The 24,920-nt window shown below is 38.2% G+C and carries 27 protein-coding genes and 1 pseudogene; 10 read left to right on the top strand and 18 right to left on the bottom strand.

From position 1 onward, the window contains the following. Positions 1-862 (bottom strand): annotated as a pseudogene (locus tag CK510_RS34560) (ISH3 family transposase); the annotation flags it as partial. A 537-nt stretch (positions 863-1,399) separates the two neighbouring features. Between CK510_RS34560 and CK510_RS06180 the strand changes: the two are divergent. Further along, positions 1,400-2,320, top strand: a complete 921-nt coding sequence (locus CK510_RS06180; protein ID WP_095720863.1) for a class I SAM-dependent methyltransferase — start codon at positions 1,400-1,402, stop codon at positions 2,318-2,320. Further along, complete coding sequence (locus CK510_RS06175; RefSeq protein ID WP_095720862.1) at positions 2,313-3,284, top strand: PrsW family glutamic-type intramembrane protease; 972 nt, start codon at positions 2,313-2,315, stop codon at positions 3,282-3,284. The genes CK510_RS06180 and CK510_RS06175 overlap by 8 nt, the downstream gene beginning before the upstream one ends. A gap of 140 nt (positions 3,285-3,424) precedes the next feature. On the opposite strand, the gene CK510_RS06170 is transcribed toward CK510_RS06175, so the two are convergent. The 5 genes from CK510_RS06170 to CK510_RS06150 form a co-directional block, all read right to left on the bottom strand. Then, positions 3,425-4,294, bottom strand: a complete 870-nt coding sequence (locus CK510_RS06170) for a 6-carboxytetrahydropterin synthase (RefSeq protein ID WP_095720861.1) — start codon at positions 4,292-4,294, stop codon at positions 3,425-3,427. A 327-nt stretch (positions 4,295-4,621) separates the two neighbouring features. Further along, positions 4,622-5,317 (bottom strand): J domain-containing protein, encoded by a 696-nt coding sequence (locus tag CK510_RS06165; protein WP_095720860.1) that lies wholly within the window; start codon positions 5,315-5,317, stop codon positions 4,622-4,624. Between the two features lie 337 nt (positions 5,318-5,654). Further along, on the bottom strand, positions 5,655-6,617 hold the full coding sequence (cysK, locus tag CK510_RS06160; RefSeq protein ID WP_095720859.1) for a cysteine synthase A: 963 nt from the start codon (positions 6,615-6,617) through the stop codon (positions 5,655-5,657). Between the two features lie 220 nt (positions 6,618-6,837). Next, positions 6,838-7,278 carry an RrF2 family transcriptional regulator gene (locus CK510_RS06155; RefSeq protein ID WP_095720858.1) on the bottom strand — a complete coding sequence of 147 codons (441 nt, stop codon included), beginning with the start codon at positions 7,276-7,278 and terminating at the stop codon, positions 6,838-6,840. Between the two features lie 438 nt (positions 7,279-7,716). After that, positions 7,717-9,519 carry an iron uptake porin gene (locus tag CK510_RS06150; protein ID WP_095720857.1) on the bottom strand — a complete coding sequence of 601 codons (1,803 nt, stop codon included), beginning with the start codon at positions 9,517-9,519 and terminating at the stop codon, positions 7,717-7,719. Positions 9,520-10,257: 738 nt separating this feature from the next. Here CK510_RS06150 and CK510_RS06145 point away from each other — a divergent pair. The 4 genes from CK510_RS06145 (at position 10,258) to CK510_RS06130 (ending at position 14,490) form a co-directional block, all read left to right on the top strand. Further along, on the top strand, positions 10,258-10,806 hold the full coding sequence (locus tag CK510_RS06145; protein WP_245911864.1) for a DUF411 domain-containing protein: 549 nt from the start codon (positions 10,258-10,260) through the stop codon (positions 10,804-10,806). A 276-nt stretch (positions 10,807-11,082) separates the two neighbouring features. Then, the gene (hisC, locus tag CK510_RS06140; RefSeq protein ID WP_095720855.1) at positions 11,083-12,165 is read left to right on the top strand and encodes a histidinol-phosphate transaminase; all 1,083 of its coding nucleotides are present in this window, start codon (positions 11,083-11,085) and stop codon (positions 12,163-12,165) included. A 98-nt stretch (positions 12,166-12,263) separates the two neighbouring features. After that, positions 12,264-13,562: a murein transglycosylase A gene (mltA, locus tag CK510_RS06135; RefSeq protein ID WP_095720854.1), complete on the top strand. Its 1,299-nt coding sequence runs from the start codon at positions 12,264-12,266 to the stop codon at positions 13,560-13,562. 454 nt (positions 13,563-14,016) lie between these two features. Further along, entirely contained in the window at positions 14,017-14,490 is a 474-nt protein-coding gene (locus tag CK510_RS06130) for a PIN domain-containing protein (protein ID WP_095720853.1), read from the top strand. 90 nt (positions 14,491-14,580) lie between these two features. Here CK510_RS06130 and CK510_RS06125 read toward each other — a convergent pair whose 3' ends face one another. The 11 genes from CK510_RS06125 to CK510_RS06075 form a co-directional block, all read right to left on the bottom strand. Continuing rightward, entirely contained in the window at positions 14,581-15,114 is a 534-nt protein-coding gene (locus CK510_RS06125; RefSeq protein WP_095720852.1) for a hypothetical protein, read from the bottom strand. Between the two features lie 55 nt (positions 15,115-15,169). Further along, positions 15,170-15,685: a hypothetical protein gene (locus CK510_RS06120; RefSeq protein WP_095720851.1), complete on the bottom strand. Its 516-nt coding sequence runs from the start codon at positions 15,683-15,685 to the stop codon at positions 15,170-15,172. Between the two features lie 123 nt (positions 15,686-15,808). Beyond that, entirely contained in the window at positions 15,809-16,183 is a 375-nt protein-coding gene (locus CK510_RS06115; RefSeq protein ID WP_095720850.1) for a hypothetical protein, read from the bottom strand. Between the two features lie 180 nt (positions 16,184-16,363). Further along, positions 16,364-16,738: a hypothetical protein gene (locus tag CK510_RS06110; protein WP_095720849.1), complete on the bottom strand. Its 375-nt coding sequence runs from the start codon at positions 16,736-16,738 to the stop codon at positions 16,364-16,366. 51 nt (positions 16,739-16,789) lie between these two features. Beyond that, positions 16,790-17,155: a hypothetical protein gene (locus tag CK510_RS06105; RefSeq protein ID WP_095720848.1), complete on the bottom strand. Its 366-nt coding sequence runs from the start codon at positions 17,153-17,155 to the stop codon at positions 16,790-16,792. Positions 17,156-17,292: 137 nt separating this feature from the next. Further along, complete coding sequence (locus CK510_RS30855) at positions 17,293-17,625, bottom strand: hypothetical protein (protein WP_143289235.1); 333 nt, start codon at positions 17,623-17,625, stop codon at positions 17,293-17,295. 229 nt (positions 17,626-17,854) lie between these two features. Continuing rightward, the gene (locus CK510_RS06095) at positions 17,855-18,205 is read right to left on the bottom strand and encodes a hypothetical protein (RefSeq protein WP_095720846.1); all 351 of its coding nucleotides are present in this window, start codon (positions 18,203-18,205) and stop codon (positions 17,855-17,857) included. Positions 18,206-18,315: 110 nt separating this feature from the next. After that, the gene (locus CK510_RS06090; RefSeq protein WP_095720845.1) at positions 18,316-18,666 is read right to left on the bottom strand and encodes a hypothetical protein; all 351 of its coding nucleotides are present in this window, start codon (positions 18,664-18,666) and stop codon (positions 18,316-18,318) included. 143 nt (positions 18,667-18,809) lie between these two features. Further along, entirely contained in the window at positions 18,810-19,151 is a 342-nt protein-coding gene (locus tag CK510_RS06085; RefSeq protein ID WP_095720844.1) for a hypothetical protein, read from the bottom strand. A gap of 159 nt (positions 19,152-19,310) precedes the next feature. Further along, a complete protein-coding gene (locus CK510_RS06080) occupies positions 19,311-19,643 on the bottom strand; it encodes a hypothetical protein (RefSeq protein WP_095720843.1) in 333 nt (110 codons plus the stop codon). Positions 19,644-19,755: 112 nt separating this feature from the next. Further along, positions 19,756-20,112 (bottom strand): hypothetical protein, encoded by a 357-nt coding sequence (locus CK510_RS06075; RefSeq protein ID WP_095720842.1) that lies wholly within the window; start codon positions 20,110-20,112, stop codon positions 19,756-19,758. Between the two features lie 883 nt (positions 20,113-20,995). Here CK510_RS06075 and CK510_RS06070 point away from each other — a divergent pair. Further along, the gene (locus CK510_RS06070) at positions 20,996-21,343 is read left to right on the top strand and encodes a helix-turn-helix transcriptional regulator (RefSeq protein WP_095720841.1); all 348 of its coding nucleotides are present in this window, start codon (positions 20,996-20,998) and stop codon (positions 21,341-21,343) included. 129 nt (positions 21,344-21,472) lie between these two features. Here CK510_RS06070 and CK510_RS06065 read toward each other — a convergent pair whose 3' ends face one another. Then, a complete protein-coding gene (locus CK510_RS06065) occupies positions 21,473-22,558 on the bottom strand; it encodes an NF038130 family PEP-CTERM protein (RefSeq protein WP_095720840.1) in 1,086 nt (361 codons plus the stop codon). A gap of 307 nt (positions 22,559-22,865) precedes the next feature. On the opposite strand from CK510_RS06065, the gene CK510_RS06060 reads away from it, so the two are divergent. The 3 genes from CK510_RS06060 (at position 22,866) to mtnB (ending at position 24,856) form a co-directional block, all read left to right on the top strand. After that, on the top strand, positions 22,866-23,426 hold the full coding sequence (locus tag CK510_RS06060; RefSeq protein WP_095720839.1) for a 1,2-dihydroxy-3-keto-5-methylthiopentene dioxygenase: 561 nt from the start codon (positions 22,866-22,868) through the stop codon (positions 23,424-23,426). A 6-nt stretch (positions 23,427-23,432) separates the two neighbouring features. Beyond that, positions 23,433-24,065 (top strand): HAD-IB family phosphatase, encoded by a 633-nt coding sequence (locus CK510_RS06055; RefSeq protein ID WP_095720838.1) that lies wholly within the window; start codon positions 23,433-23,435, stop codon positions 24,063-24,065. A gap of 101 nt (positions 24,066-24,166) precedes the next feature. Continuing rightward, positions 24,167-24,856 (top strand): methylthioribulose 1-phosphate dehydratase, encoded by a 690-nt coding sequence (gene mtnB, locus CK510_RS06050; RefSeq protein ID WP_095720837.1) that lies wholly within the window; start codon positions 24,167-24,169, stop codon positions 24,854-24,856. Positions 24,857-24,920: the final 64 nt, after the last annotated feature.

Raw genomic sequence — 24,920 nt, 5'->3', positions numbered from 1 at the left:
TTATATACAACATAGGCAAAATATTCTACGCCACGTTTTTTTCTTTTCCCTTTTCTATATTTACAAACAATCCATAAATCAAAAGTGACATCATCGTCTTTACCTCTGCTCATTGTATAAGTTGTTTTATAGCTACTTTTTCCTTTTAAAAATTGTTTTATCCCTTTTTTCTTTCCTCTTCTAATTGCTGGCATTATAAAAGGAATGTTTAAAGCTTTCAGCCATCTAATAACAGGAACATTAAAGAAACCTCTATCTAAATAAAGGCTCTTTATATCTATCTTTAAATTACTAATTTCAGCTAGTAAATAGGTAATTATAGCGACACTTGTATCACACCAACGAACTCCTCTAACAGCCAATGTTACCCTTTTATTTTTTGTTATTATGTATAGAGTTGCGTAAGCGCGAAGCTCGCCACAGGGATACTCCCCGTGGCAGACTTCGCGTAAAAAGAACAAGTCCCAAGTTTAGCTTCACTTCTATAGATGTATTCTTTTTCGTTTTCGTCTGGTTGACCATAGTAGGGAATCAAATTTAAGTCAATTGCTATTTTATGACGACCTTTTTTAATTCGATGAGGTATCCGACTTTTTAAAGCTTGGTTAATTTGACTTTCAAGCTGCTCAAAATTATTGATTTTATCCAAGTGATACCTAATATCATTACCAGATGGGCTTTGATTTAAAATTTTGCTTGTATTTTCAATGCTATCCCCAATACTTGCCGCTCTTACTAAAATCTCAAATAGATTTTTTTGATTAAAAGCTCCTTGGGTTTGAATCGTAAAATTTTCAGTTAAACAATCCAGAACTTCATCCAATGTTTCCTGGTCTGTGAGAGCTAGTTTTTCTGATATCATTGTATTAAAAGAATGAATGGCACCCGTAATTTAATTTAATTCAAGGCGACGTAAATCCCATAATTTTTTTGTAAAAATAAATATTTTAATTTAATAAAAATTATTTTTTTTGATATCATACTGTGATACAGGTTCTAAAATGCAATTCCTAAAAACTTTATCCATTATTTATTTTTAAATATAAAAATAACTTATGAATTAAGTGTATAAAGTTACTTAACTATACTTAGTGATTGAATGAGCATAAGCCTTGGAAAAAACTTTGTGATTTACTGAAGTTAGCCGAGTCAACATTTACTAAATTTACGGACATATTACCAGTCTTTGTAGCTAATAAATTCCTATGTACAAAAAAAATAAATATTACTCAATATAAATGCTGAGTAGTTAGTATATTTAGATACATAGAAATTTTTCAGACATCATCTTTACGTTTACTTCCAAACGCGATCGCATAACTTCGGATTACCATTAATTTTAATGAGACTTGCGGGAAATCCCCCGTAAAGCAAATATTAATCTGGTTGCCCATAACTTATGACTATCGCTGTCAAAAACACCCCAGACTTACCATCACGGTTGGTAAATAGCATACTCTCCATTAAGCCTGTCGCCAACTTTGCTAAACACCAAGCTAGACAAATGATGATTAAACGTGCTGAGAAACTTGGCGTACCTTGGACTTCTGAAGTGGAAACACTCAAAAAACGAGATTGGCAAGAAGATTTTACAAAAATTAAAAATCCCCAAATTGCCTATCCAGATTATTATCTGACTTCATTCCATGCTTACGAAAGTGGAAATATGAGTTGGTTGGCAGCATTTGAACTTGAATCTGCTGCTTATGCGGTTCATGCTCGTCTCTGGGAAGATGGAGGCAAACAAGGTGATGCAAAACTTCGTCAAAGCTACCACGATATCCTCAAAGCTCAAATTCCCCAACCTCCGCAAACAATTCTGGACATGGGATGTGGTGTGGGGATGAGTACTTTTGCACTACAAAAACTTTACCCCCAAGCAGAGATTACAGGTTTGGATTTATCACCTTATTTTCTCGCAGTTGCTGAATACCGATCGCAACAACGTCAGGCAGATATTAACTGGGTTCACGGGAAAGCCGAATCTACCAATTTAGCAGATGCCTCATTTGATTTAGTCTCAATTTTTCTCATGTGTCATGAACTTCCTCAAACTCCGACTCAACAAATTTTTGCTGAAGCCAAAAGGTTATTTCGTCCTGGTGGCAATTTAGCGATTATGGATATGAATCCACAATCGGAAGCGTTTAAAAAAATGCCTCCCTATATTTTAACTTTACTAAAAAGTACAGAGCCTTACTTGGATGATTATTTTGGTTTAGATATAGAGCAAGCTCTTATTAACGAAGGCTTTCAGACACCCATAGTTGCTCGCAACAGTCCGCGACATCGTACCATAATTGCGAGATTGAGTGCCTGATTTAATACTTTTAATCACAGCAGTAGCACCAGCATTACTACTGTTAGCATTTTACCACTGGAGATTGAATTTTAGCGCTTCCCGTAGCTTGCTTAGAAGTACGCTATTTTTCTTCTCTTTTTTTATATTAGGCATGATATCGGGTTTACTTGCCCTCGGTTTGCAACTGATATTTGAGTCACTAATAGGACAAATACCAGGTTGGCAACGCTTTACAAGAACCCTAATAGGGGCAAGTATACGTCAGTTATTTGCGATCGCACCAATTGAGGAAGCATGTAAGTTCGCAGTCACTTTTATACCAGTGTATTTCCTACAAAGTCGTTATAACTTGCGTATTCGAGCAATTTTTTTATGTGCGATCGCAGTTTGTCTGGGATTTAGCGCACAGGAAAATGTCGTTTATGTTTTTCACAATTCCGAATTGCTGTTCGAGAGAGTAATTGGTACAGCTTTTCATACTCTATTTTCTACACCTTGGGTATATGCTTTATCTAAATACACAACAATCATAAATTCACACCAACAAGATTATCGAAAGTATTTATTCTTCGCTGGCGCAAATTCGGTAATTTGTCATGCATTAGTTAATATTTTGTCAACTGCCGGAGAATATGCAAGAAATTTACAGTTCCTTAGCTACGGTTTATTTCCCTTTTTACTGTGGATGTTTTGGCGCTTTGAGCTATGTTTAAACTTGGTACAAAATAAATCCGTAACACCCTTAATATCGGGTTTAACACGACAACATCGTTACTGGCAAAGAGGTTTAGTATTGTTTATATTAATATTAGGAGGAAATGCAATTTTAGGGATGTTCGTATTAGTAGAAAAAGTGAGTCCGTTACTTTCACGAAATATCTTAGATGCCGAAATTTTTTGGTATATTTTAAGTCGTATATCTGTCAATTTAATTTTTGGTATTTTGGCAGTTGCCATTTATTTGTATTTACGAAATTCGTAGAGACGTTCCGGTGGAACGTCTATATTATAAATATAAATTTATTTATATTTATAAAGAAAGACGCTCCACCGGAGCGTCTCTACGAATTACAATTGTTATGCGGGTTACAATTGTTATACGAATTACAAGGGTTATGCGGGTTACATGGTTGCTAAGACAGGTTGTGCTGCTGCTTTTGTAGAATTCATATCGGAATCACTGCACAAAATCTCACAGGAATTATTCGGACTCTCAATTAACTTGATTTTATGCAAAATCCCACCTATATTTTGGATAGGCGATCGCAATGCATTACTAATATATAGAGCGATATTTTCTGCCGTTGGTACAACTTCAGCAAAGAAGGGAACGTCCTTATTTAAAAACATGTGGTCAAATGGTTCCACAACATAATCTTCAATGATTTGATTCAAAGCACCCAAATCTACCAACATCCCCGTACGTGGGTCAATTTCTCCCTTTACAGTCACTTCTAAATGATAGTTGTGTCCATGTCCGTGAGTTCTCGCACACTTACCATAAATTTTGGCATTTTCTTCATCACTCAACTTCGGATGCGCCAAACGGTGAGCAGCGCTAAAATGAGTACTAACCGATAAATAAGCTTCCATACCATTCCCCATATATTCTGCCCAAAGTTCTGGATGTTCAAAAAGTTGCACTTTAACTAAGGGTAAATGCGGTGCTAATTTTTGCCAAATTACCCTTGCAATATTCTCACTAGTTGGTAAAGTTTCCTCAAACTCAGACCAAGCATCGTTTAGAAAAGAATAGTCCAAATGACTTGTAACTTCTTTTTTAATTACATGTTTGACATCGGACAAATTTAATACCATACCATACTCGTCTAATTCCCCAATCATGGAAACGAATAAGACATAGTTGTGTCCGTGACCAGGAAATTTGGCACATGCACCAAACTTCTCCAGATTTTCGGTTTCGCTTAATTCTGGCAACCAATAACGATGACTTGCCGAAAACTGAGCGCGGCGATTAATAATGCATTGCATGAGTACCTTTCGGGCAAAATGTAAAATTTCTTAATGATTCCCTATTAACAGCATAGATCAATTTTGTAACCGATTGTTAATTTATTTTCACTGTTGACCATAAAGAATGCTGTTAGAGGGGATTATTTCAATTTTTTGAGAACACTGAATGTAGTTTTTCATCTACGTAAAAACATTTACGATACTCGTATAATTGAATTATTTAATCCCTTTCATGAATTCTTGTCTAGCTTCAATTACTGATGGCTTAAGAATACAACGTACCAATAAATGTATATCTAAATCTGGTAATAATTCACTGCGATCGCAACTTCCTAATTTTCGACTTTATTTATACATTTCCACAGAATCTTGCGCTTCAGACAATAACTGTTCAGCAATCCGAAACATTTCTTGCCCCGTATGTAAATAACCTTCATCATAACTAAGTGGAAAATATTTAAACTCGTCCAAACCATCGGTAATTCTATCAATACAATAATAAATATGTGCCGCAGTTCTCGCTAAACTTGGTGGATTTGGTAAAGAGCGAAAACTAGTTTGAGCTTTTTTAAGTTTTTCCCGACAATCATTTAAATATTCTTGAAAAGCTTCTAATAAGTCATCATCAAAAGGATCGGCAGATAAATCATCAATTTGTTCCGCCAATGAATCAATAATTGCACTTACTAATTCATTAATCGGATTGTAAATAAAATTCAACCATTCTTCAATTTGTTCGTCAATATCTCGTCCAGTTTTACGATTTGCTTGCTGCTGTTGAGCAGTTTTTGTACGCTGTTGACGGTTATTAACAAAACTTTGAGAATTTCTATCTAATTTTCTGTCATAACTTTGACGACTTTTCTCATCACCTAAAACCTCATAAGCTGCATTAATGATAATAATTTTGTTAGGGTTTGTGGTTTCCGAATTAATATCAGGGTGAAATAACTTTACCAAACGTCGGTAAGCTTGCTTTATTTCCGATTGACTGGCATTTTGATTAATTTGTAGTGTTTCGTAGTGATTAGTGTCTACCATTACTTAGGAAAGATTCAGGATTCAGGAGAGATTTTTACTCTAGGTGTTCCAAACAAAAAAATGCTTTGAATTAATAAGTTTAGTGGGAGCGTCTCGCTCCCTTTTATAAGTAACCAGACAGAATTAATTACAATACAGATTCTTGGATATCTTTGATAGGTAATAATTTCAGCCCAAGTTTTGTGTAATTAATTGTGTCCAACTACTTACTAAAAAACGATTAGAGATTTTATATACGGGAAAAACCCAATTTCCTGAGTTTTTCTGACTGCTATAAACTTGACATTCAAGACAGTCGCTACCAAGAATTCTACATACTGAATTCTATATTCCTTCCCTAGCCCATATTAGTAGCACTTCTCAATTCTAAATCTTGAAACAAAGGCGTACTTAAATACCTTTCTCCAAAACTGGGTTGAATCATCACAATTAATTTTCCTACATTTTCGGGACGCTGGGCAACTATAATTGCAGCACACAAAGCAGCACCACTAGATATACCCGATAGCAACCCTTCCTCACGTGCCAAACGTCTGCCGTATGCGATCGCATCATCATCGGTAATGCTAATAACTTCATCGATTAATTTTACCTTGAGAACCTGAGGAATAAAACCTGCACCAATACCTTGTATTTTATGGGGTCCTGGTCGTCCTCCCGACAATACTGGACTATTTGTCGGTTCAACTGCGATCGCTTTAAAACTCCGCTTGCGGGCTTTAATAACCTCTGCTACCCCCGTAATCGTACCACCCGTACCGACTCCCGCCACGAGGAAATCTACTTTTCCGTCAGTATCTTCCCAAATCTCCTCAGCAGTCGTTTCACGGTGTATTTTCGTATTTGCTGGATTACGGAATTGTTGCAACATATACGCATGGGGTACAGTATCAACAATCTCCTGCGCTCGTTGAATAGCACCACCCATTCCTTCAAGCCCTGGTGTTAGCTCCAGTTCCGCACCATATGCCCGTAGCATTAAGCGACGCTCGGCACTCATGGTTTCCGGCATCGTTAGTATTAACTGATACCCTTTGGCGGCTGCTGTCATTGCTAAAGCAATACCCGTATTTCCCGAAGTCGGTTCCACTAAAATTGTCTTACCTGGGACTATTAATCCTTCACTTTCCGCAGCGTTAATCATACTTACGCCTATCCGGTCTTTTACGGAGGCGGAAGGATTCATACTCTCCATTTTGACAACAATCGTTGCCACACATCCTTCGGCTTGAGGTATTCGATTTAACTGCACTAAGGGAGTACGACCAATAACTTCCGTGATATTACGAGCAATTCGCATAATACTTAATTGTTAATTGATAATATTTAATTGTTAGTAGTTGGGAGTTAAATAAATAATACTAACCATTCACCACTACTTATCAAGGAATATCAAGAAATAAATTATCCTGAATTCTTATTGTAGGGGCGGGAAAACCCCGCCCTTACGAAGGATATAGTAGTAAGTCGATAAGTTGAGATATTTTATTTTCTGGAAGTCCCTTAAGCACTAACCATTACTAAATGTAATACATAACATCTAGTCGCTTGCGGGAATCTCGCTTTTCACACACTTCGGCAAGAGTATACTTTTGCAAAATCGAGTTTGCAACCTGACGAGCCTCCTGCCAAACCTCTTTAAGCACTGCCCTATCTGCTGATGTCGGTTGTTGGGGTTTTTCTTCACTAGTCCGAACGTCTAAACCTTCAATACAAGTTAAAACCTCAAAAATCGTAATTTTCCAAGGTTCTCGCGCCAAATAATAGCCCCCCTTAGAACCCCGTTGGCTTTTTACCAAGCCTCCACGTCTCATAGTTGCTAGCAATTGTTCCAAATAGCGATCGGGAATATTTTGCTGCGCCGCAATTTGCCGAATCTGTAGCGGTTCCCCATTTTGGTAATGGGTAGCCAGTTCCAGTAATGCCAAAATTGCATATTCTGATTTACACGATAGTTCCACAAGCAGCAAAAAGTAAAGTTGGGAGTTAGGAGTTAGGAGTTAAGTAGAGACGATTCGTCTGTATGGGAATTCAAGGATTAAAAGTTGAGAATACATTTGATTGGCGATCGCAATTATAAAATAAGCCTAAAATAGACTATATCAGAGGAGCGACTAGGTGGGTTGCAATACTGCTCCGTTAAGCATTAATTCAGAAACCTGGTTTCTCTCATTCGCGAAACCTTCTGCGAGCAGTATTGCGGTGGGTTGTCTCTCAAAACTCCTAACTCATTACTATTTCCTAGTATACTCCGGTTCTCCACTGGAGTTTGTTACTTTCTATCGCTAAAAATAAAAATCCCCACTCAAGAGTAGGGATTTATGAATTTTAGATTATTACTTGTATTTAATAAAGCAGAAAGAACAAGTAACTAATGACTTACATCAATCTGAGAAATCTTAGAAGGTGAAGGTTGTTCTCAGAGTACCGATAATAGCATCATCATTACTGCTGCTTTGACCAGGTGCTGTCAACCAGATAACACCTGGGGTAATCGAGATGTTGTCGCTAACGCGGTACTTGTAGAAACCTTCGATGTGGTAAGGTACATCACGGTTGCCTCTACCAGCATTCGCTAAGGAGTAAGGTTCAGCACCTGCAAAAATACCAAGTACGTTACCTTTCTTACCAAAGTCAGGTAGTGCAACACCTAAGCCGTAGCTCCAAGCTTCTGTATCATCGTTTTTACCAAAGCCAGTGATGTCGTGATAAGATACGAAGCCACTAATCGAAAGCTTCTCACTAGGTCTAAAGGCTAATGAAGCTCCATAGGAGTTACTAGAAGAAGCACTTTGAGCATTTGTAACACTATTCCGACCTAAGGTATTAGCTTGGAAAGTACCAACTAAACCATTAGAATTAGTACCAGAATCAAACAAGCTGCTACCAGAACCATGATAACCGTGAACGTAGGTTGCAGCTAAAGCAACCTTCTGTCCCAAGTTGAAGTTAACTTGTCCAAGTGCTGCGTAGTTGCCTTCAAATAAACCTGCACTTTTATTAGGGTTATTTGCTTCCGATGCCATGTAGCCAACGGTAATCGAGCTAGGCTTGAGGATACCGCCACCTTTCCCAAAGGGGATATTCAACGCTGCACCAGCACCACCACCGATACGGTAGATGGGGCTTTCCGAAGCGAATGTGGAGAGGGCACCATTTCCACCGTCGTAGTCTTCAAAGTAGGGGTTGTTGGTTGCTGCGTAGTCGCTGTGAATACCACCAGTTGCTGCTACATACAATTGAGCGGGACCAACGGGGACGTAGTAAGCTAACCAATCAAGATTTACACCATTACCACTGTCACCACCAACATTAAAGGTTTGTTGACCTTCAGAGGTTAAGCCATCACCAATGTTTAAACGTTGAGCATTACCACTTGCTAAACGGGTATGCAATACGTCCTTACCAGTGAAACTGGTTTGTAAGTCCAAACGAACGCGGTTTTGGAAGACAGTATTGTTGTCGTCCTTAACTTTTCTGGTAGCGTTCGGGTTAGCTGCTGTGGGGGCAGGTACGGTTCTTTCGTTACCAAACACATCAGTAACTGCGAAGATTGCTTCACCAACCAGTTTGGTGGTGGTGGAGAATTGGTTTGCTTCCAATTCGGCTGTGCGTGCTTCTAAAGCATCAACACGTCCACGTAGGGTTGCCAGTTCAGCGCTAAATTCTTCTTGCAAGCGCTGTAGGGTTGCCAAATCTTCTTTAGTTACCAAGTCAGCTGTTGCGGTGGCGATTAATTCGTTAACCCGATCCAAACAAGCATTTAAACCTGCGGCAAATTCGTAACGAGTCAATGCCCGATTACCGCGATAGGTTCCGTTGGGATAACCAGCGATACAACCGTAGCGTTCTACAAGGGATTGCAATGCTTGGAATGCCCAGTCGGTTGGTTGAACATCGGAAAACTGTGAAACCGATGTTACTTGTGCTTGGGAGTTGCCTTTGCCTTCGTTGCTGTACTTATTGACTTGATCCAAAGTGTTAACTTCGGTTTGCTGAGGCTGCGATTGGGCAAACAACTCTGGTTTTTGAGCCGCTTCGATTGGGGTAGCAGCTGTAAATACTGTTGCTGTGGATGTTTCTGCCTTAGTTGTTTCTACTTTAGCAGTGTTGGGTGCAGCGTAAGCTGACGACGATAACAAGAGCGTCGCGCCTAAAACTGCTGGACTTACTACCAAGGATTTCCACAATATATTTGACATCTTTCCTGTTCTCCTCACACCTTCTGTAGACATTTTGTTTGCTGCAACTAAATGTTTGGTTAATGCTACTTGATTGTTTAGACCTGTTTACCTGAGTAAAAGTGCCCGCTACAATTTTAGTTTTAGTTAAGCTAACTACAATTCTATAGTCAGGTTAACAATTTACGCGATTAACTATGAGAATAAAATTGCTTTATAACTTGACATTATAAACCATTATTTCTTTCCCATGACAAGATAATAGCGTTCACCCGGCGAACTGTCACATGTTATGAGAAGAATATTTTTTTGAGTCAGATTGCGTACTGACAGTAGATTTATCCAAGGTTCGAGTAGAGTTCATCAACTGAAGGGTAGATATAGTAAAATGTATTGAGATTACAGAGACGCAATACTTGATATTAGCTTCACACAATCATATTACCAAATTGCGATCGCGAAATCTTGAAGAGCTATTTACCATCATCATTTAGATATAGGAGTGAAAATTAATCATGTGTTACCCAGAACCCTTGTAGAACCATCGCATTGCTACGTCTCTACGTCTTTTGCACTCCTATGTCTATTGATTAAATTCCCCCACATTTACCCACTTCATCTCAGATAGATGCTGAGAAACCTCATCCAGACAGGTAAAAACCGTAATGAATTATATTAGTGATGCTATGGGCATTACTTCATCAACAAGACAACGAGAGCGTTGTGTCAATTTCTTTTATAAAACGTGGGAAATCTTAGGTGACACAAAAACAATTCATGTATTGGTGGCAAAAATGCTGGGATTTTATCGGAATACGGATCGCGATCGCTCTTTCAATTTTAGGTATTCTGGGAAGTACTGCTCCAATTTCTATTGCAGCTAATATTCAGCAAGCGACTCCCACTAACTATCTAGAGACAAAAGCAGCAAGTGTTAATGTATATCTTAGTCCCGACTGTACCTGTTGTGGCAGCTGGATTGACCATTTGAAAAAAAATGGTTTTCAAGTCCAAGATTTTCCCACACCTGATATCGAGGCAGTAAAGCAAAAGTACCATGTGCCAAATAACTTAGCATCTTGTCATACCGCGATCGTAAATGGATATGTTATCGAAGGACATGTTCCAGCAAACGATATTCAACGCTTGCTTCAAGAAAAGTCCAATGTTTCTGGTTTGTCTGTTCCCCAAATGCCTGTGGGTACTCCTGGAATGGAAATAGGCAATAAAAAAGACCCATTTACAGTGTTTTCCTTCGCTCCCCAAGATAATGTTGTGGTATTTCATGATTATCCAGCTAATACATAGAACCTAATATAGAACACCTCTCCAAACCTCTCCCCTTGGTAAGGGGAGAGGCTTAATAAGGGAACACCAAGAAATAATAAATTGTCCAGATTGTTGTAGGGGTGGGGTCTCCCCACCCTTTAAGATGATATGATGATAAATCGATAGTTGGGATATTTTATTTTCTGAAAGTCCCTAATCTCAGTCTTCAGCGACGAAAATTTAAAGTTTTTAGTATATATGTGTAGATGTGTAGATGTAGAATAATATCTTCGTAGCTTTGATAATAATAAATAAATGATGGACTACTTCCGGGGAAATGTTACAGCAATGGCTGCTTATATACCTGGTGAACAGCCTAAACCCGGTAGCCAAATCATCAAACTTAACAGTAACGAAAACCCTTATCCTCCATCCCCTGTGGTGTTGGAAGTATTGCAAAACTTCAATAGTGAATCGTTGCGACGCTATCCGAATGCTTATGGTGAAGATTTTCGTTTATCTGCTAGTCAAGTTTTAAATATTCCTAGCGATTGGATTATTGTTGGTAATGGTAGCGATGAATTGTTGAATGTGGTCGTGCGAGCTTGTACAGAGCCAGGGAAAAAAGTTGCATATCCGATACCAACATATGTACTTTATAGAACATTAACCCAAGTACAATCTGCGGAACTGGTGGAGATTCCCTATGGAGAGAACTATGAATTACCACTCGATCAATTAATTGCAACCAATGCTGCTGTTACATTTATTGCTACACCAAATAGTCCTTCTGGTCATGTAGTACCAATAGACGAATTGCGGAAACTTGCCAGTAAATTATCTGGAGTTTTGGTAATTGATGAAGCTTATGTGGATTTTGCTCAAGAAAATGCTTTAGAGTTGGTCAAAGAATTTGAAAATGTTATCTCAATACGTACCCTTTCCAAAGGTTACTCCTTAGCTGGTGTGCGGTTAGGTTTTGGTATTGCAAATCCCAAATTGCTGAGTGGACTTTATAAAGTCAAAGATAGTTATAACATTGATGCGATCGCAGTTGCAGTGGGAGCAGCTGGAATTAGTGACCAAGTATACAAGAATGATTGTGTAGCAAAGATTAAAGCATCACGGGTACAACTTGCGATCGCTCTCAAGCAATTAGGTTTTCGTGTTTGGGATTCTCAAGCAAATTTTCTGTTGGTTCAGCCACTCGAAGTAAATGCAAAATATCTGTATCAAAAATTGAAGGAGCAAGGAATTTTAGTGCGCTATTTCCAGGAAACAAGACTCGATGATAAATTACGCATCACTATTGGCACTAATGAGCAAAATCAGATACTGATTAACGCTTTGATGAATCTGTTGAATCCAGTTCCCTCCCCTTTGCAAGGGGAGGGTTAGGGTAGGGTAATTTTATTTGGGGTTATGGGTTTTACTGGTTTAATTATACTATCAATTTTTAACTAGCAGTAGCTTTGCTAACGTCCTAACCTGTACGGATGAATAAAACACTTACGACTTTTGCTAAACGACTCTCCGTTGGGAGTAATGGGAAAAAACCCTCTTTGGGAATTATATTTTTAGGTTTACCTATATTTTTTCTTACTTATTTAGTCTATTTTCAACCATTGGGACGCTTGCTACTGAGTAAACAGCAATGTCAGGTGAAAAAATGGAATTTACCCAACAAAAACTCAAAATCCTTACCTGTACTTGTTCCTAGACCTTGGGTGACTTGCTGCGAAAATGACTCATCCTGTTTTGATAATCAAATATGGGGAGAAAATGAACCCCTCGCAGACCAAAAAGCACTGATAAATTCTATTAACCAAAGCTTGAAATACTTACAAACGGGAAAAGCTGAGGTAGATTATCAAAATTATCCCATAGTTGGCATAACGCGATCGCATGTCGTTGATAGTTTAATCAGGTTCCGAGAATTAGTACAAACTAGTAAGTCGGCAAAACAACTTAATGATGCTGTAAAACGAGAGTTTATTCTCTACCAGTCTATTGGTAGCGATAAAAAAGGTGGAGTTTTATTTACTTCCTATTACGAACCAATTTATGAAGCGAGTCGGGTTGCCACTGCCGAATACCGCTATCCCATCTACCGTATTCCCCCTGATTTGAGTTCCTGGCAAAGACCTCACCCAACCCGTGTAGACTTAGAAGGTGCCGATGGATTACAAGCTGCAAAGAGCAAATTAAAGGGTTTAGAATTTTTTTGGTTTCGCGATCGCATGGAAGCTTATATGATGCAAATCCAAGGTTCCGCAAGACTGAAGCTCACTGATGGAACACAAACCCATGTCGGTTATGCAGGTAATATTGCCCAAGATTATAAAAGTATCGGTAAGTCACTCGCTGAAGATAAAAAAGTACCCTTAGAGGGAATGACAATGCCGAAGATTTTAGATTATTTTCATAAGTATCCCCAAGAATTAAATATATATATCCCAAAAGACCCCAGTTTTGTTTTTTTCCAAGAAAACTACGGTGTGACAGCAACAGGTTCAACTTCAGTACCAATTACAGCAGACCGTTCTATTGCTACCGACAAAGCACTGATGCCCCCCGGAGCTTTAGCATTAATCCGCGCTTATCTTCCCCTAGTAAACAGCAAAGGAGATATGGAACATCGCATTGTTAGTAGATACGTACTTGACCAAGATGCAGGTGGTGCTATCAAAGGCGCAGGTCGTGTTGATTACTTCGCTGGTGCTGGTAAAATCGCCGGAGAAAGGGCAGGTGTCACGGTTGGACGAGGGCAGTTATTCTACTTAATACTGAAATGAAAAGGATGTAGAATGCAGAATTATTAAGGATATTCAAATTGAAAATAAATCTATCTAAAGATAGATGTCAAATCTTTTGATATTGGATTGGGTTTACATTTGTAAATAGGAGTAAAGCAAACTTATTAAGAAATATTAATTACTTGTTTTATTTCCATGTTTTATACCCAATACCTAAATAATGATTACTTTTTGATTCCTTAAAAAATAGGAACCACAAGGTATCACTTTCGTCATAGAAAATTAACATTAACTATTTAAATTCACGTAGATAATTTTTACTCAGCATGATAGTACGAAGGCTAATTTATACAGAAGTGTCAGCTTAGTTTCAAAAAAAAAAGCTGCAAATCAGAAATTTCATTATTTGAGCTTGTATATAAGCATATTCCTCAATCAGTGAGAGCAACACTTTGCTCTCACATCATATTCCAAAGTCAATCGGGGGTTTAAAGTGATTGGAATTTTAGTTGATGCTGATTTAATACTTGAAGCATTGATGAATCGGAACCATTTAGTCGGAGATATTAGCGAATTATTGGAAAGAGTGAATCCTCATATAAAAATGTATATTACTGATATTGGTTGGGAAAAAATATACACTTACGCAAGTCGCTTACAAAGCACAAATGTTGCTCAAGCTGTAATCGATTGGTTAAAAGACAAAATTACTATTTGTACAGTCGATCGCGATATGCTGCAATTCGCACGTTCTTTACCTATTCAAGACTTTGAATCGGCAGTAGAGTTTGCTTGTGCGAGCTTCCAAGAACTAAGTGCAATTGTCACCCATCGAGATGAAGATTTTATCAATGCACCTAATAAATTTTGGATTTGGTCAGTTGCAGAATTACGACTTCGTTCTAGTCTGGAAAACCAACTACAATTAACTAGCCAATTTACCTTCCCATCTACATATTCGTGTTAGAAGACAAAATGCAGAACTGAGAATGAATCATTATCTATTTGGTAGCCATTGAATTAACATTTATGTTAATTACAAATAAAGATTTTATCCTTATTTTTTGACTGGTTGTGGTAAATTTTGCAACCGAATTGTAGCCTCATCAATTTGCTTCTGGATTAGATTCAGATTTGCCTCCATAGTTCTCTTTTGGCTCTCTAGTAGTTCAGTTTCCTTTCGTAACCTAGACATTCGCAAATTATGGTCTTCAGTACGTCCAGGTTGATAAATTATGCCGAGATAAACAGTAATATTTGCCGCATCTAGTGTATTTACACCAGCAGAAAGATTAAAACCAAAATCATTTTCTGTATTTACATAGGCATTTGGTAGATAATTTAGCGGGTATCTATTGGGGTTATTAATATTTGTCGAATTATTGTTTGTGTTATTAACAGGAATCTGTGGGTTCGACTGCATTACTTGATTAAATGTCGAATTCTCACCCACAGTTGTGGATTGATTACTATTAGCTGTTTGGGAATAAGCAGGATAGTTACTAACAGCTGGCAAAATCAACGTGACTAAAACAGCAGGAACAAATCCAAGTAAATTAGTAAAAAACGGCGACTTGGAATTATAAATCATCGTTTTAAGGCAAATCTAGATGTATAGGTGATGCTGTTAGTCTAGCGCATTGCTGTTACTGTACGGTTAAATTTAATGTGTAATTTAATGTACCGCTACCGCTTGTTTGTTGCGAAATATTGCTACCCGAACCCTCTATTTCCACACTGACATCGGCGTTCGTTGGTGTATAGTTAGCTTTAATCTCGACCTTTTGCGTACCAGTTGATAGGTATGGTGATAAATTGATTTCAGATTGGTTTTTATCAAGTTGTTGTACAACTTTACCATTAATCGAAATTTCGCCTTTTAACTTTGTACCCGAAGAATTAATCTTTAGAGTTTGCGGTTGGTTCAGGTTTGCTGAACTCAAGCTAAAAGTACTCTCTTGGATACTAGTTTGGATATTAGAAGAAGATTGCGATCGCTGATTGGTTTGGATCGAAGTAAAGCTCTGCACGTCACTATTACCACTAGAGTTAACAGACGAGTCAATCGAAGCACTTTGTTGACTGTAGGAAAAATTACTTAGTCCAGACCAAACACTAATGATTAATCCCACACTTAGAGCGTAAAAAAGTAAGTTTTTCATATTAAGTAGAGACGACCTGATGGGTCATCTATTGTCATCATTTCAATTTAACAAAATAAATAGGAAAAACCCCCGTAGGGGTAATATATCGTTGCAATTGCTAAATTGAATATCACTGGAATATCATTTTGGAAAAGTCGGAAAAGCAGGTACATTAACCTTAACTTCGACATTATTATTAATTGGTTTGAACCGAACACCAGTTGGATTATGACCACCAGATAATCTTTGGTTGCTGTTCATGTTTTGGTTAACGGAACCTTTACCTGTATGAACTTGTACCCCTGTTACGCTTGATTGGTTGTTGAAGCAATCATCGCTAGCGCTTTGGGTAGCATTTTGATTTTGGTTAGCAGTGCTGCCTTTTCCATGAACACTAACTTGTACACCAACTCGGGTATTGATGCACACAGCGCTAGCAGATGGGGTTAAAGCCGGAATGACTGTTGACATTGCACTCACTGTAAAAGCACTTAAAGCAAGTAATTTGAGTTTCATTATTTTCTCCTGAAAATTAGTTATTAGGTATTGAGAATTGGGTTATTAGTTATTAGTTATTTACGACCAAAAAATAAATTACCCCAAATTTTAGTAGGGGTAGGGTCTCCCCGCCCTCACTCATACAATACAATTGATAAATCTATAATTTAGGACATTTTATTTTCTGTAAATCCCTAATTAAAAATTGGGGTAAGCAGGTACATCGATTTGAGGATTGACATGTATCTTGATAACTGGCATAGGAACACCAGTGGGGTTATTTGCACTACCACCAGAAACATATTGACCAACATTACGGTTTTGATTTACTGAACCAGAACCTGTGTAAACTTGTACGCCAGAGGTTGTAGCGCTGTTACCGTAGCAGTCATTGCTAGCTTGCTGATCGACCTTATTATTTTGATTCGCAACACTGTTTTTGCCGTGAATTGCCACTTGTACACCAACATCTGTAAGAACACAGACTGCTTTAGCCGAAGGAGTTAATCCGGGGATTAGGGTTGAGATAGCGCTAATGGAGAAAGCACTTAATACAAGTAATTTGAGTTTCATTTCTTTAATGTAAGTGTGTGAGGTAAGTGTGAAAGTAGGCTATTGTATAAATTAATTACAGATAGTTGTTGTGGCAGAAGTGAAAACTCGACTACCACCTCTTACTGAATGCCTACGTTGATTAACATTGCGACATTTCAAAACTCTGTTTGTTCGGTAGGTACGTATCCGACGATTACTATTTTGATTGTTGTTGAAACTATCATTTCTAAATACAGGATATACTGGTACTCCTTCGGGGAATACTGGAGCATTTCTGATAAATACGCCATTTTGACCAAGAGACATTTGAACATTGCCAGTATCAATATCTAAATCTTCAGCATTGGCAATTCCAGCAGTAAAAACAAGAGGGATAGAACAAAATGCGATCGCAATCAGCGAAGCGCAACGAAAGTATATTTTTTTAGCAGGCATGGCTTTTATCCTCAACCAAATACAAAGTGAATGATTTGCGGGTATTTGGTAATTGGTAATGGTTAAAAGTCATTTATTTTTTCCTAATAACCAATACCTACCAATACTGAATAACCAATAACCACTACCTAAAAGACTTAGTAGCAACCACCAGATGATGCTTGCTGTTGGACATTTCTCTGTACCGCATCGATATTAACGCGGTTGGCATGACCAAAAACGACTGCGTTTTGACCTAAGTTCTGACCAGAATTTTGGATTTGCTTTCCATAATTGCACCAGCCAGTTTTCTTTTGGTGTTGGTTACTAATTTGAGTACCGCTTGTGTTAACAGAGTTACCAGAACCACTGATAACAACGTTTTGATTCATATTTTGCTCTGCGGCTTGACCTTGTTGGGCAAAGGCAGCACCAGGAGATATAATCAAGGCAGCAGCTAAAAAAGCTAAGGTGTAGATTCTATTCTTCATCTTTCTAGACCTAATTAGTTGTGTGTTGCTGGTTACGAAGCTAATATTGCTAGTGTTTTTGAGGGTTTGGCTAATTCCAAAACACTGAGTAATGTAAATAGCCTCGCTAACCAGATTTTTTTTGTTTTTTGTTGCTTTTTTTGGATTTGTGAGGTTGTTAATTAGCCAACCTATCCAACCCCACATCTAGAACCACTTATACAGATGGAACTAAATTAATCAATTCAGCTTAGAAGGGGAAATAAGGGGTAGAACCAGAATTTTGATTTTGGTTTACATTTGTACCGTTAGTAATCCCTGTAACGTTACCATAACCATTATTACCAGCACCAATACCAGTGCTAGTTCCGTTACCTTGAACTTGGTTACCAGTACCAGAACCGTAGAAAGGACTACCGTACTTGGATTGGTTTTGGAATACATCAGTGCTGTTGGTAATACCTGTAACGTTACCAACTCCAGAATTGCTAGCACCAATACTTGTGTTAGTTTGATTACCTTGAACTTGGTCACCAGCAAATGCAGCAGGAGCGATCGCGAAAGCAGCTAATACAGCGAGAGCAAAAGATTTCTTCAACATGTTTTTAGACCTTACTTAGTTGTGTGTTGTTTGTTGTTTGTTAGTAATCGGAGAGAAGGTTACTAATACCCCAAGGGTTTGGCTATTTTGAGGTATTAGCAAAGCTTGATTTAGTAACCGTAGTAGCAGCTAGAACCAACTGATTGACTTTGGTTAGTGTTTGTACTGTTGGAAATTCCGGTAACGTTACCGTAACCAACGTTACCAGCAAAGATTCCAGTGTTAGTCGCGTTACCTTGAATTTGGTTCCCAGAAGCAGCACCACAGAAAGGACTGCCATATTTGTTTTGGAATTGACCAGTACTAGTGCTGTTGCTAATACCTGTAGTGTTACCAACACCAACATTGGTAGCACCAATATTCGTGTTGGTGACATTACCTTGAACTTGGTCACCAGCAAATGCAGCAGGAGCGATCGCGAAAGCAGCTAATACAGCAAGAGCAAAAGATTTCTTCAACATGATTTTTAGACCTTATTAGTTGTGTGTTGTTGGATAAAATTCAGAAAATTAAGTGAAAATTGATGATAGTTTGCCAATGTTTGAGGGTTTGGCTATTTTCAGAACATTAGCAACTATCTAGTGAGTCCACCAAGAAAACTTTCCTAGAAGCGGAAACCGCAACCAGAGTGTTGATTTTGACTAGTACCATTGGAATTAGAAATTCCAGTTACGTTACCATGACCAAGATTCCCAGCAGAGATATTAGTGTTAGTACCATTACCTTGAACTTGGTTGCCAGAACGATTACAGAAGCGACCACCGCGTTTGCTTTGGAATTGACCAGTGCTATTGCTATTATTAATACCTACAACGTTACCAACACCGACGTTGCTAGCACCAATATTCGTGTTAGTTTGATTACCTTGAACTTGGTCACCAGCAAAAGCAGCAGGAGCCATCGCGAAAGCAGCCAATACACCAAGAGCCAAAGATTTGTTCAACATGATTTTTAGACCTTTTTAGTTGTGTGTTGTTGAGTTGAATTAGAATATGAGAGTTAATTCTGAGAGTGAAATTTGAGCGATCGCAAGAGGATGATTTGCTAATGTTTCGGGTTTGGCTATTTTTTAGACACTAGTCAACAACCCACTTATATGCCCAATTTAGTAAGAGCAGCCGCTAGCGTATTGACTTTGGCTAGCATTTGTACCGTTAGAAATTCCCGTAACGTTACCATAACCAACGTTATTAGCAACGATTCCAGTATTCCCAGCATTCCCTTGAATTTGCTTACCAGTCACGCAGTAAGGATTAATATATTTACCTTGATATTGGTCAGTGTTTGTGTGGTTAGAGATGCCGCTAACGTTCCCAACACCGAAGTTACCAGATGTAATATTTGTATTTGAAACGTTACCTTGAACTTGGTTCGCAAATGCAGCAGGAGCCATTGCAAAGGCAGCTAATACACCTAGTGCCAATGATTTTTTCAACATATCTTAGTAGACCTGGTTTGTTGTGTGTTGTTGGATGAAAGTAAAGAAAATTTAGCAAAATCATTCTGTAGGGGCGAATAACCATTCGTTCATATTCGCCCTTACAATTCAATTAGTAACCGTAGTGGCAACCAGAACCAGCCACTTGATGTTGGCTGACACCAGTAGAGTTAACGATTCCTGTAACGTTACCTAAACCAACATTTGCAGTTGCGATCGCAGTATTGGTCACGTTACCTTGGATTTGATTTCCTGAACCACCACGGCACCAGTAACCACCTGATTTATATTTGATTTGACTTTGGTTTACTTTGGTACTGTTGGTGATACCTGTGACGTTACCATTCCCATAGTTGCCAGATGTAATCTGTGTATTGGTTACATTTCCTTGAACTTGATCCCCAGCAAATGCAGCAGGAGCAAGAGCAAAAGCAGCCAATAAACCAAGAGCAAAAGATTTCTTCAACATGATTTTAGACCTTCTTAGTTGTGTGTTGTTGATTTCGGTTCCAGAATAACACCTAAAATATTCAATGTAAAAAATTCAATTGAAAAACTTAGGGGTAGAAGACCGCAAAAAACCCATAGATATAAAATGCTTTACTTTTATTAGTTTGGCGTTGCAAGTATCCAAAAATACTTTGACAAGAAAGGGTTTGGCTATTTTCTTGTGGCAACACTTAGTTAGTAAGGGAAAGCAAAACTAGTAGTTTAACCTTGTCTAGTGATTGCGATGGACGCTAATTCTAGTGACATTCGCTAAACTGATATTATTAGATACGATAACAGCGTTAGAAATGTTCCCTTGAATGTTTCCTTAAACTTGGTCGTTAGCAAAAGCCGCAAACCGAGCAACCATTCAACCAGTAGACTAAAAACAACTGACTTATCCAACGTATATTTTTAGACCTCGCTAAATTATATGTTGTCGAAGTTGATTGTCTGGGCTTCGAGAGTTATCACTGTTACCAGCTACGTATAATTGCTTTTATGTATTTGGCTTTTATGTATTTGGCTTTAGTGTTTTGTTTTTTCTCTCGTTTGGAATAATCTAAGCTACATATTTCACTTGAGTCATTCCGGATAGGTTAGAGATTTTTTTTGATTTTTATAGTTTTTCATATTTTTTCCATAGCTTGCGCTTTCCCTGACCTCTGAATCACCTCTAATTATGTTTACAGGGACTATCTCTTGGGACTGTTTTTTGGAACGTTCCTTATTGATGTCCTATACATAATAGTTTTAACCAAGGATTTTAGGTGTGTCAAGTCTTGGGTAAAAAAAATGGGCGTATTTTTTTTTTGATGTTAGGATTGACCACTATATATAGTTAAATTAAGCGTGCTGTAACTGTGAAACGGAAAGCTAAACCACGGATAGCGTCTTTGCGTGAAAGGGCGGGGCTGACCCAGTTAGAACTATCGCGCCTTGTCGGCGTGACTGAGAGTACAATCCAAAACTGGGAAAGCGGTAGAACTGGAACTGACCACATTGAAAGAATTGCTAAATTTTGTAAAGCCCTGAACTGCCAGGTAGAAGATTTGATTGAGTATATCAGCGAAATATCGTCTGAGCAATCAGCACAGCCGAATTCGTTGAGTGATATTAGGAATTTATTGGGAACCCAGGAACCGACTCAAGCTGTGTCTGACTTAGAACGACAGTCTCAATCCAGCGAGGTAAGTAAATCGAAAGTATAAATTAGGGATTGGGGAGAACATTTCTCTGGAAGCTTCCCACTGTCGGTTTATCACCATACTATTTTAAAGGGCGGGGAGACCCCGCCCCTACAACAATTTGGGCAATTTATTTTTGGTGTTCAATAATGGTTATGCTTTTGTCATTTTCATTTTTTGAAGTTTGATTGTCACCATACCACCTAAGACCATTAGACCAGCTAAAGCAGAAGGTTCAGGCACATCTTTCACAGTCTTGTTCCAAGAGTAGATACCTGTGTGGGATGTGGTGTCAGTGGTGAGATTGCGATCGCCTGCGATCGCACCTGAGTCTGTGGCAACAAAGTTAAATGCATAGTCTGTTTCACCATTGAAGGTAATCTTGGCAATTTCACTCATTTGGAATTTTGTATTTGTGAGGAATGCTGTTTTTGCCAAGTTAAATAGCATTGCATCAAAAATTTGATTTCCGGTTGAGTTGCGAGCAAAGTCAGGTGATGTTTTGAGATAATTGCTGTTGTTAACCATATTATTACCTTGCTTAACTTTTTGTCGCGTGTCTACATATTTCCCAGCAATATCCAAATGTCCTACTAAGTCAACTTGCAACTTACCAGTCGTTTCATCGTATGTTACATCTCCAATGTTTGGGTCTCCGGCTGTATTAAACCCATTGGTGTTAAGATGACCAATAATCGCGCTGTAGTTATTGTTAAAGTCTTTCAACATGTTAGAGCCAGGAGTCGTGGGGATACTCGACATCAAGCTACCATAAGTATTGCGAAAACCAGTTAACCATGAATTTGCTAACTTCCCATCAGCCCAATCTGCCTTGGTGACGCTTTCTACCTTAATTGTGTTCTTTCCTAATTTACCTGTGAAGCCAACATGGTCTACAACAATTTCGCCATTTGTGAATAGCTCAACGTTGGTTGCGCTACTGTTATCAGTTAGAGCGGAAATAGCTTTATTAATGTTATTTTTTGTAATGTCATTTAATTTTTGTCGATTGACACCACCAATACCTGAACTATCATATTCAGCAGGTTTAGTACCATCAAAAGTCCAAGTACCAATATTTGGTTTATCTGTAGATTGGTGTTGGGTATCGTTGGTAAAAAATTGTATATCAGTTGTTCTAGTAAGACCGCTAGCAAAGGCTGGAGATGATGCGATCGCGCTTATACTTGCAGCTAATGAAGCACCAATCAATAACTTTCTTTTAATATTAAGTACCATTTGTAGTTTTCCTTTCTAATTTTGTGTTTCTTAATCAACGACTAATTTAATTTAATTGACAGTAAACATTGGTAAACTGACAGTGAATTTATAGTTTTTTTTGATGAATAAAAACAGTTCCAAGTACTATCAGTAATAAGTATATATACGGTTTTAATTAGCAGGTTTAAGTGTAAACCACAGCTTTTCAGCCACATATCAGGCAATATCTGATTTTTCCAAACTGTATTAGAGAGTAATAGTTTTTCAATTGCGTACAAGCGATACAATAATTTAGGTGATTAAGCAAAAACCAAAGAGATAAACTATGGCAATTTTACAAATGGAAGACGGAAGCACTCAAACCGACTTACAAGAAATTGTGCGGGAACTTTCACCACTGGGTATTAGCCTTAATTATTGGGCTATAGCTGATAACCAAGAGTTACAGCATTTACTCGCACAAGATAGTCTCACCGAAACTGAGAAAGAAACGGTATTACAAGGGTTAGATAATTATTTTGAACAACTCAAGCAATCTGCTGGTTATACTTCCCGCGATTTAATTGCGTTGCATCCAGAAATTCCCAACCTTGATGTAATGCTGACAAAATTCGATAAAGTCCATACCCACGCAGATGATGAAGTACGCTACATCGTTGCAGGGGAAGGGGTTTTCGGGTTTGTACGTCCCGATGGTAGTCAAGTTGAACTCACAGTGCAACCTCAAGAATATATCAATGTTCCCGCAGGTACGGAACACTGGTTTTATCTGACACCAGCAAAATGCATCAAAGCTGTGCGCTATTTCATTGGTACTGATGGCTGGGTTCCTGAATATACGGGGACAGAAATTCGCGTTCAGCGTCGGGTTGCCGTGGTAGGGTAAAGGGTGATGGGAAAAATTGTTTTTTGTGATTTTGATGGGACAATTACAGCACAAGAAACCTTTGTTGCTGTTTTGAAGGAGTTTGCACCGGAACTTGCAGCAGAATTAATCCCGCAAATGTACGCTCTTAAAGTTACTTTACGTGAAGGTGTGCGGAAAATATTAGAATCGATTCCATCTTCACGTTTGCCAGAAATTATTGAGTTTACCCGCACTCAACCAATACGTGATGGACTTCCAGAATTGCTGGATTTTCTCGATTCCCAGGATGTTCCCTTTGTGGTTGTTTCTGGTGGGTTGCGGGAAATGGTGGAAGTGGTGATGGGGGATTTGGGACAAAGAGTAAAGGCAATTCATGCGATCGCACTCGATATAAGTGACTCCCATTTTCGGGTATTGTCACCCTATGAGGGAGAGACAGAATTAGTAGATAAAGTGAAAGTGATGGAAATGTACCCCGCAGATGTGAAAATTGCGATCGGTGATTCTGTCACTGATTTAAATATGGCTATTTCTGCACCAGTTGTTTTTGCTAGAGATAGACTAGTTCAATATCTTGAAGAACGTCACAAAAGTTACATTACCTGGAATGATTTTTTTGATGTGCGTGATGCTCTTAAAGAATTGTGGAAAATATAGCAGAATACAGTAGTCAGTAGTCAGCATTTAGTAGTAAAAGTATCCTGTAATTAATTGACTTACAAAGTGTTGTATTGAAAAATCTAAAATCCAAAATCTAAATGACTCAACAACAATTACTTAATAATATCACTATCGAATTTGACCCACGTTCTCAACTGTGTGAAGCTGCTAGTCACTTCTACAAACAAGGATGGATGTTAGGTACAGCAGGGAATTTATCTGTAAAATTAAAGGATGGTAGTTTCTGGATTACTGGAAGTGGAAAATCAAAAGGGGAACTTTGTTTAGATGATTTTGTACGTGTATATCCAGATGTATATCCAGAGGGAACTGAAGCAGTAATAAACGAAGCGATCGCACCACAATTCAAAGCATTAAAACCATCAGCAGAAACATCAATTCACCAAGTAATTTACGAGATATTTCCTGAAGTTTGTGCTTGCTATCATGTTCACTCAATCGAAGCTAATTTAGTCTCAAATTTTGTAGAAGGTGACGAATTACCTTTACCAGCTTTGGAAATGCTTAAAGGATTGGGAGTTTGGGAAGAAAATCCTAATTGCACAATGCCTTTATTTACAAATCATTTTCACGTTCCTAAAATAGCCGCAGATATTAGAAGTTATTTTCAGAGTAATCAAAAGAAACAAACTCAAGTTCCCGCATTACTTATCCGCAATCACGGTATAACCGTATGGGCAAATTCACCGAAAACAGCATTTCATTATATTGAAGTCGCAGAATATATTTTCCGTTATATGGTTGCCGCAAAAAAAGCAGGAATTTAATAGACATCCCCCGAAAGACATAGAGATGTAACATTGGCAGGTGTTTTTTACCCACATTCCGCAC

The organism is Brunnivagina elsteri CCALA 953 (assembly GCF_002289455.1).
In the GTDB taxonomy this organism is placed as follows: domain Bacteria; phylum Cyanobacteriota; class Cyanobacteriia; order Cyanobacteriales; family Nostocaceae; genus Brunnivagina; species Brunnivagina elsteri.
This window is presented reverse-complemented; position numbering and strand designations above follow the sequence as displayed.

What these genes read in the sequence shown, in the direction of transcription:
- CK510_RS06180 (WP_095720863.1), top strand. Translation starts at nt 1,400, where the DNA reads ATGACTATCGCTGTCAAAAACACCCCAGACTTACCATCACGGTTGGTA.
- CK510_RS06170 (WP_095720861.1), bottom strand. Translation starts at nt 4,294, where the DNA reads ATGCAATGCATTATTAATCGCCGCGCTCAGTTTTCGGCAAGTCATCGT.
- CK510_RS06165 (WP_095720860.1), bottom strand. Translation starts at nt 5,317, where the DNA reads ATGGTAGACACTAATCACTACGAAACACTACAAATTAATCAAAATGCC.
- cysK (WP_095720859.1), bottom strand. Translation starts at nt 6,617, where the DNA reads ATGCGAATTGCTCGTAATATCACGGAAGTTATTGGTCGTACTCCCTTA.
- CK510_RS06150 (WP_095720857.1), bottom strand. Translation starts at nt 9,519, where the DNA reads ATGTCAAATATATTGTGGAAATCCTTGGTAGTAAGTCCAGCAGTTTTA.
- hisC (WP_095720855.1), top strand. Translation starts at nt 11,083, where the DNA reads ATGATGGACTACTTCCGGGGAAATGTTACAGCAATGGCTGCTTATATA.
- mltA (WP_095720854.1), top strand. Translation starts at nt 12,264, where the DNA reads ATGAATAAAACACTTACGACTTTTGCTAAACGACTCTCCGTTGGGAGT.
- CK510_RS06125 (WP_095720852.1), bottom strand. Translation starts at nt 15,114, where the DNA reads ATGATTTATAATTCCAAGTCGCCGTTTTTTACTAATTTACTTGGATTT.
- CK510_RS06120 (WP_095720851.1), bottom strand. Translation starts at nt 15,685, where the DNA reads ATGAAAAACTTACTTTTTTACGCTCTAAGTGTGGGATTAATCATTAGT.
- CK510_RS06115 (WP_095720850.1), bottom strand. Translation starts at nt 16,183, where the DNA reads ATGAAACTCAAATTACTTGCTTTAAGTGCTTTTACAGTGAGTGCAATG.
- CK510_RS06110 (WP_095720849.1), bottom strand. Translation starts at nt 16,738, where the DNA reads ATGAAACTCAAATTACTTGTATTAAGTGCTTTCTCCATTAGCGCTATC.
- CK510_RS06105 (WP_095720848.1), bottom strand. Translation starts at nt 17,155, where the DNA reads ATGCCTGCTAAAAAAATATACTTTCGTTGCGCTTCGCTGATTGCGATC.
- CK510_RS30855 (WP_143289235.1), bottom strand. Translation starts at nt 17,625, where the DNA reads ATGAAGAATAGAATCTACACCTTAGCTTTTTTAGCTGCTGCCTTGATT.
- CK510_RS06095 (WP_095720846.1), bottom strand. Translation starts at nt 18,205, where the DNA reads ATGTTGAAGAAATCTTTTGCTCTCGCTGTATTAGCTGCTTTCGCGATC.
- CK510_RS06090 (WP_095720845.1), bottom strand. Translation starts at nt 18,666, where the DNA reads ATGTTGAAGAAATCTTTTGCTCTTGCTGTATTAGCTGCTTTCGCGATC.
- CK510_RS06085 (WP_095720844.1), bottom strand. Translation starts at nt 19,151, where the DNA reads ATGTTGAACAAATCTTTGGCTCTTGGTGTATTGGCTGCTTTCGCGATG.
- CK510_RS06080 (WP_095720843.1), bottom strand. Translation starts at nt 19,643, where the DNA reads ATGTTGAAAAAATCATTGGCACTAGGTGTATTAGCTGCCTTTGCAATG.
- CK510_RS06075 (WP_095720842.1), bottom strand. Translation starts at nt 20,112, where the DNA reads ATGTTGAAGAAATCTTTTGCTCTTGGTTTATTGGCTGCTTTTGCTCTT.
- CK510_RS06065 (WP_095720840.1), bottom strand. Translation starts at nt 22,558, where the DNA reads ATGGTACTTAATATTAAAAGAAAGTTATTGATTGGTGCTTCATTAGCT.
- CK510_RS06060 (WP_095720839.1), top strand. Translation starts at nt 22,866, where the DNA reads ATGGCAATTTTACAAATGGAAGACGGAAGCACTCAAACCGACTTACAA.
- CK510_RS06055 (WP_095720838.1), top strand. Translation starts at nt 23,433, where the DNA reads ATGGGAAAAATTGTTTTTTGTGATTTTGATGGGACAATTACAGCACAA.
- mtnB (WP_095720837.1), top strand. Translation starts at nt 24,167, where the DNA reads ATGACTCAACAACAATTACTTAATAATATCACTATCGAATTTGACCCA.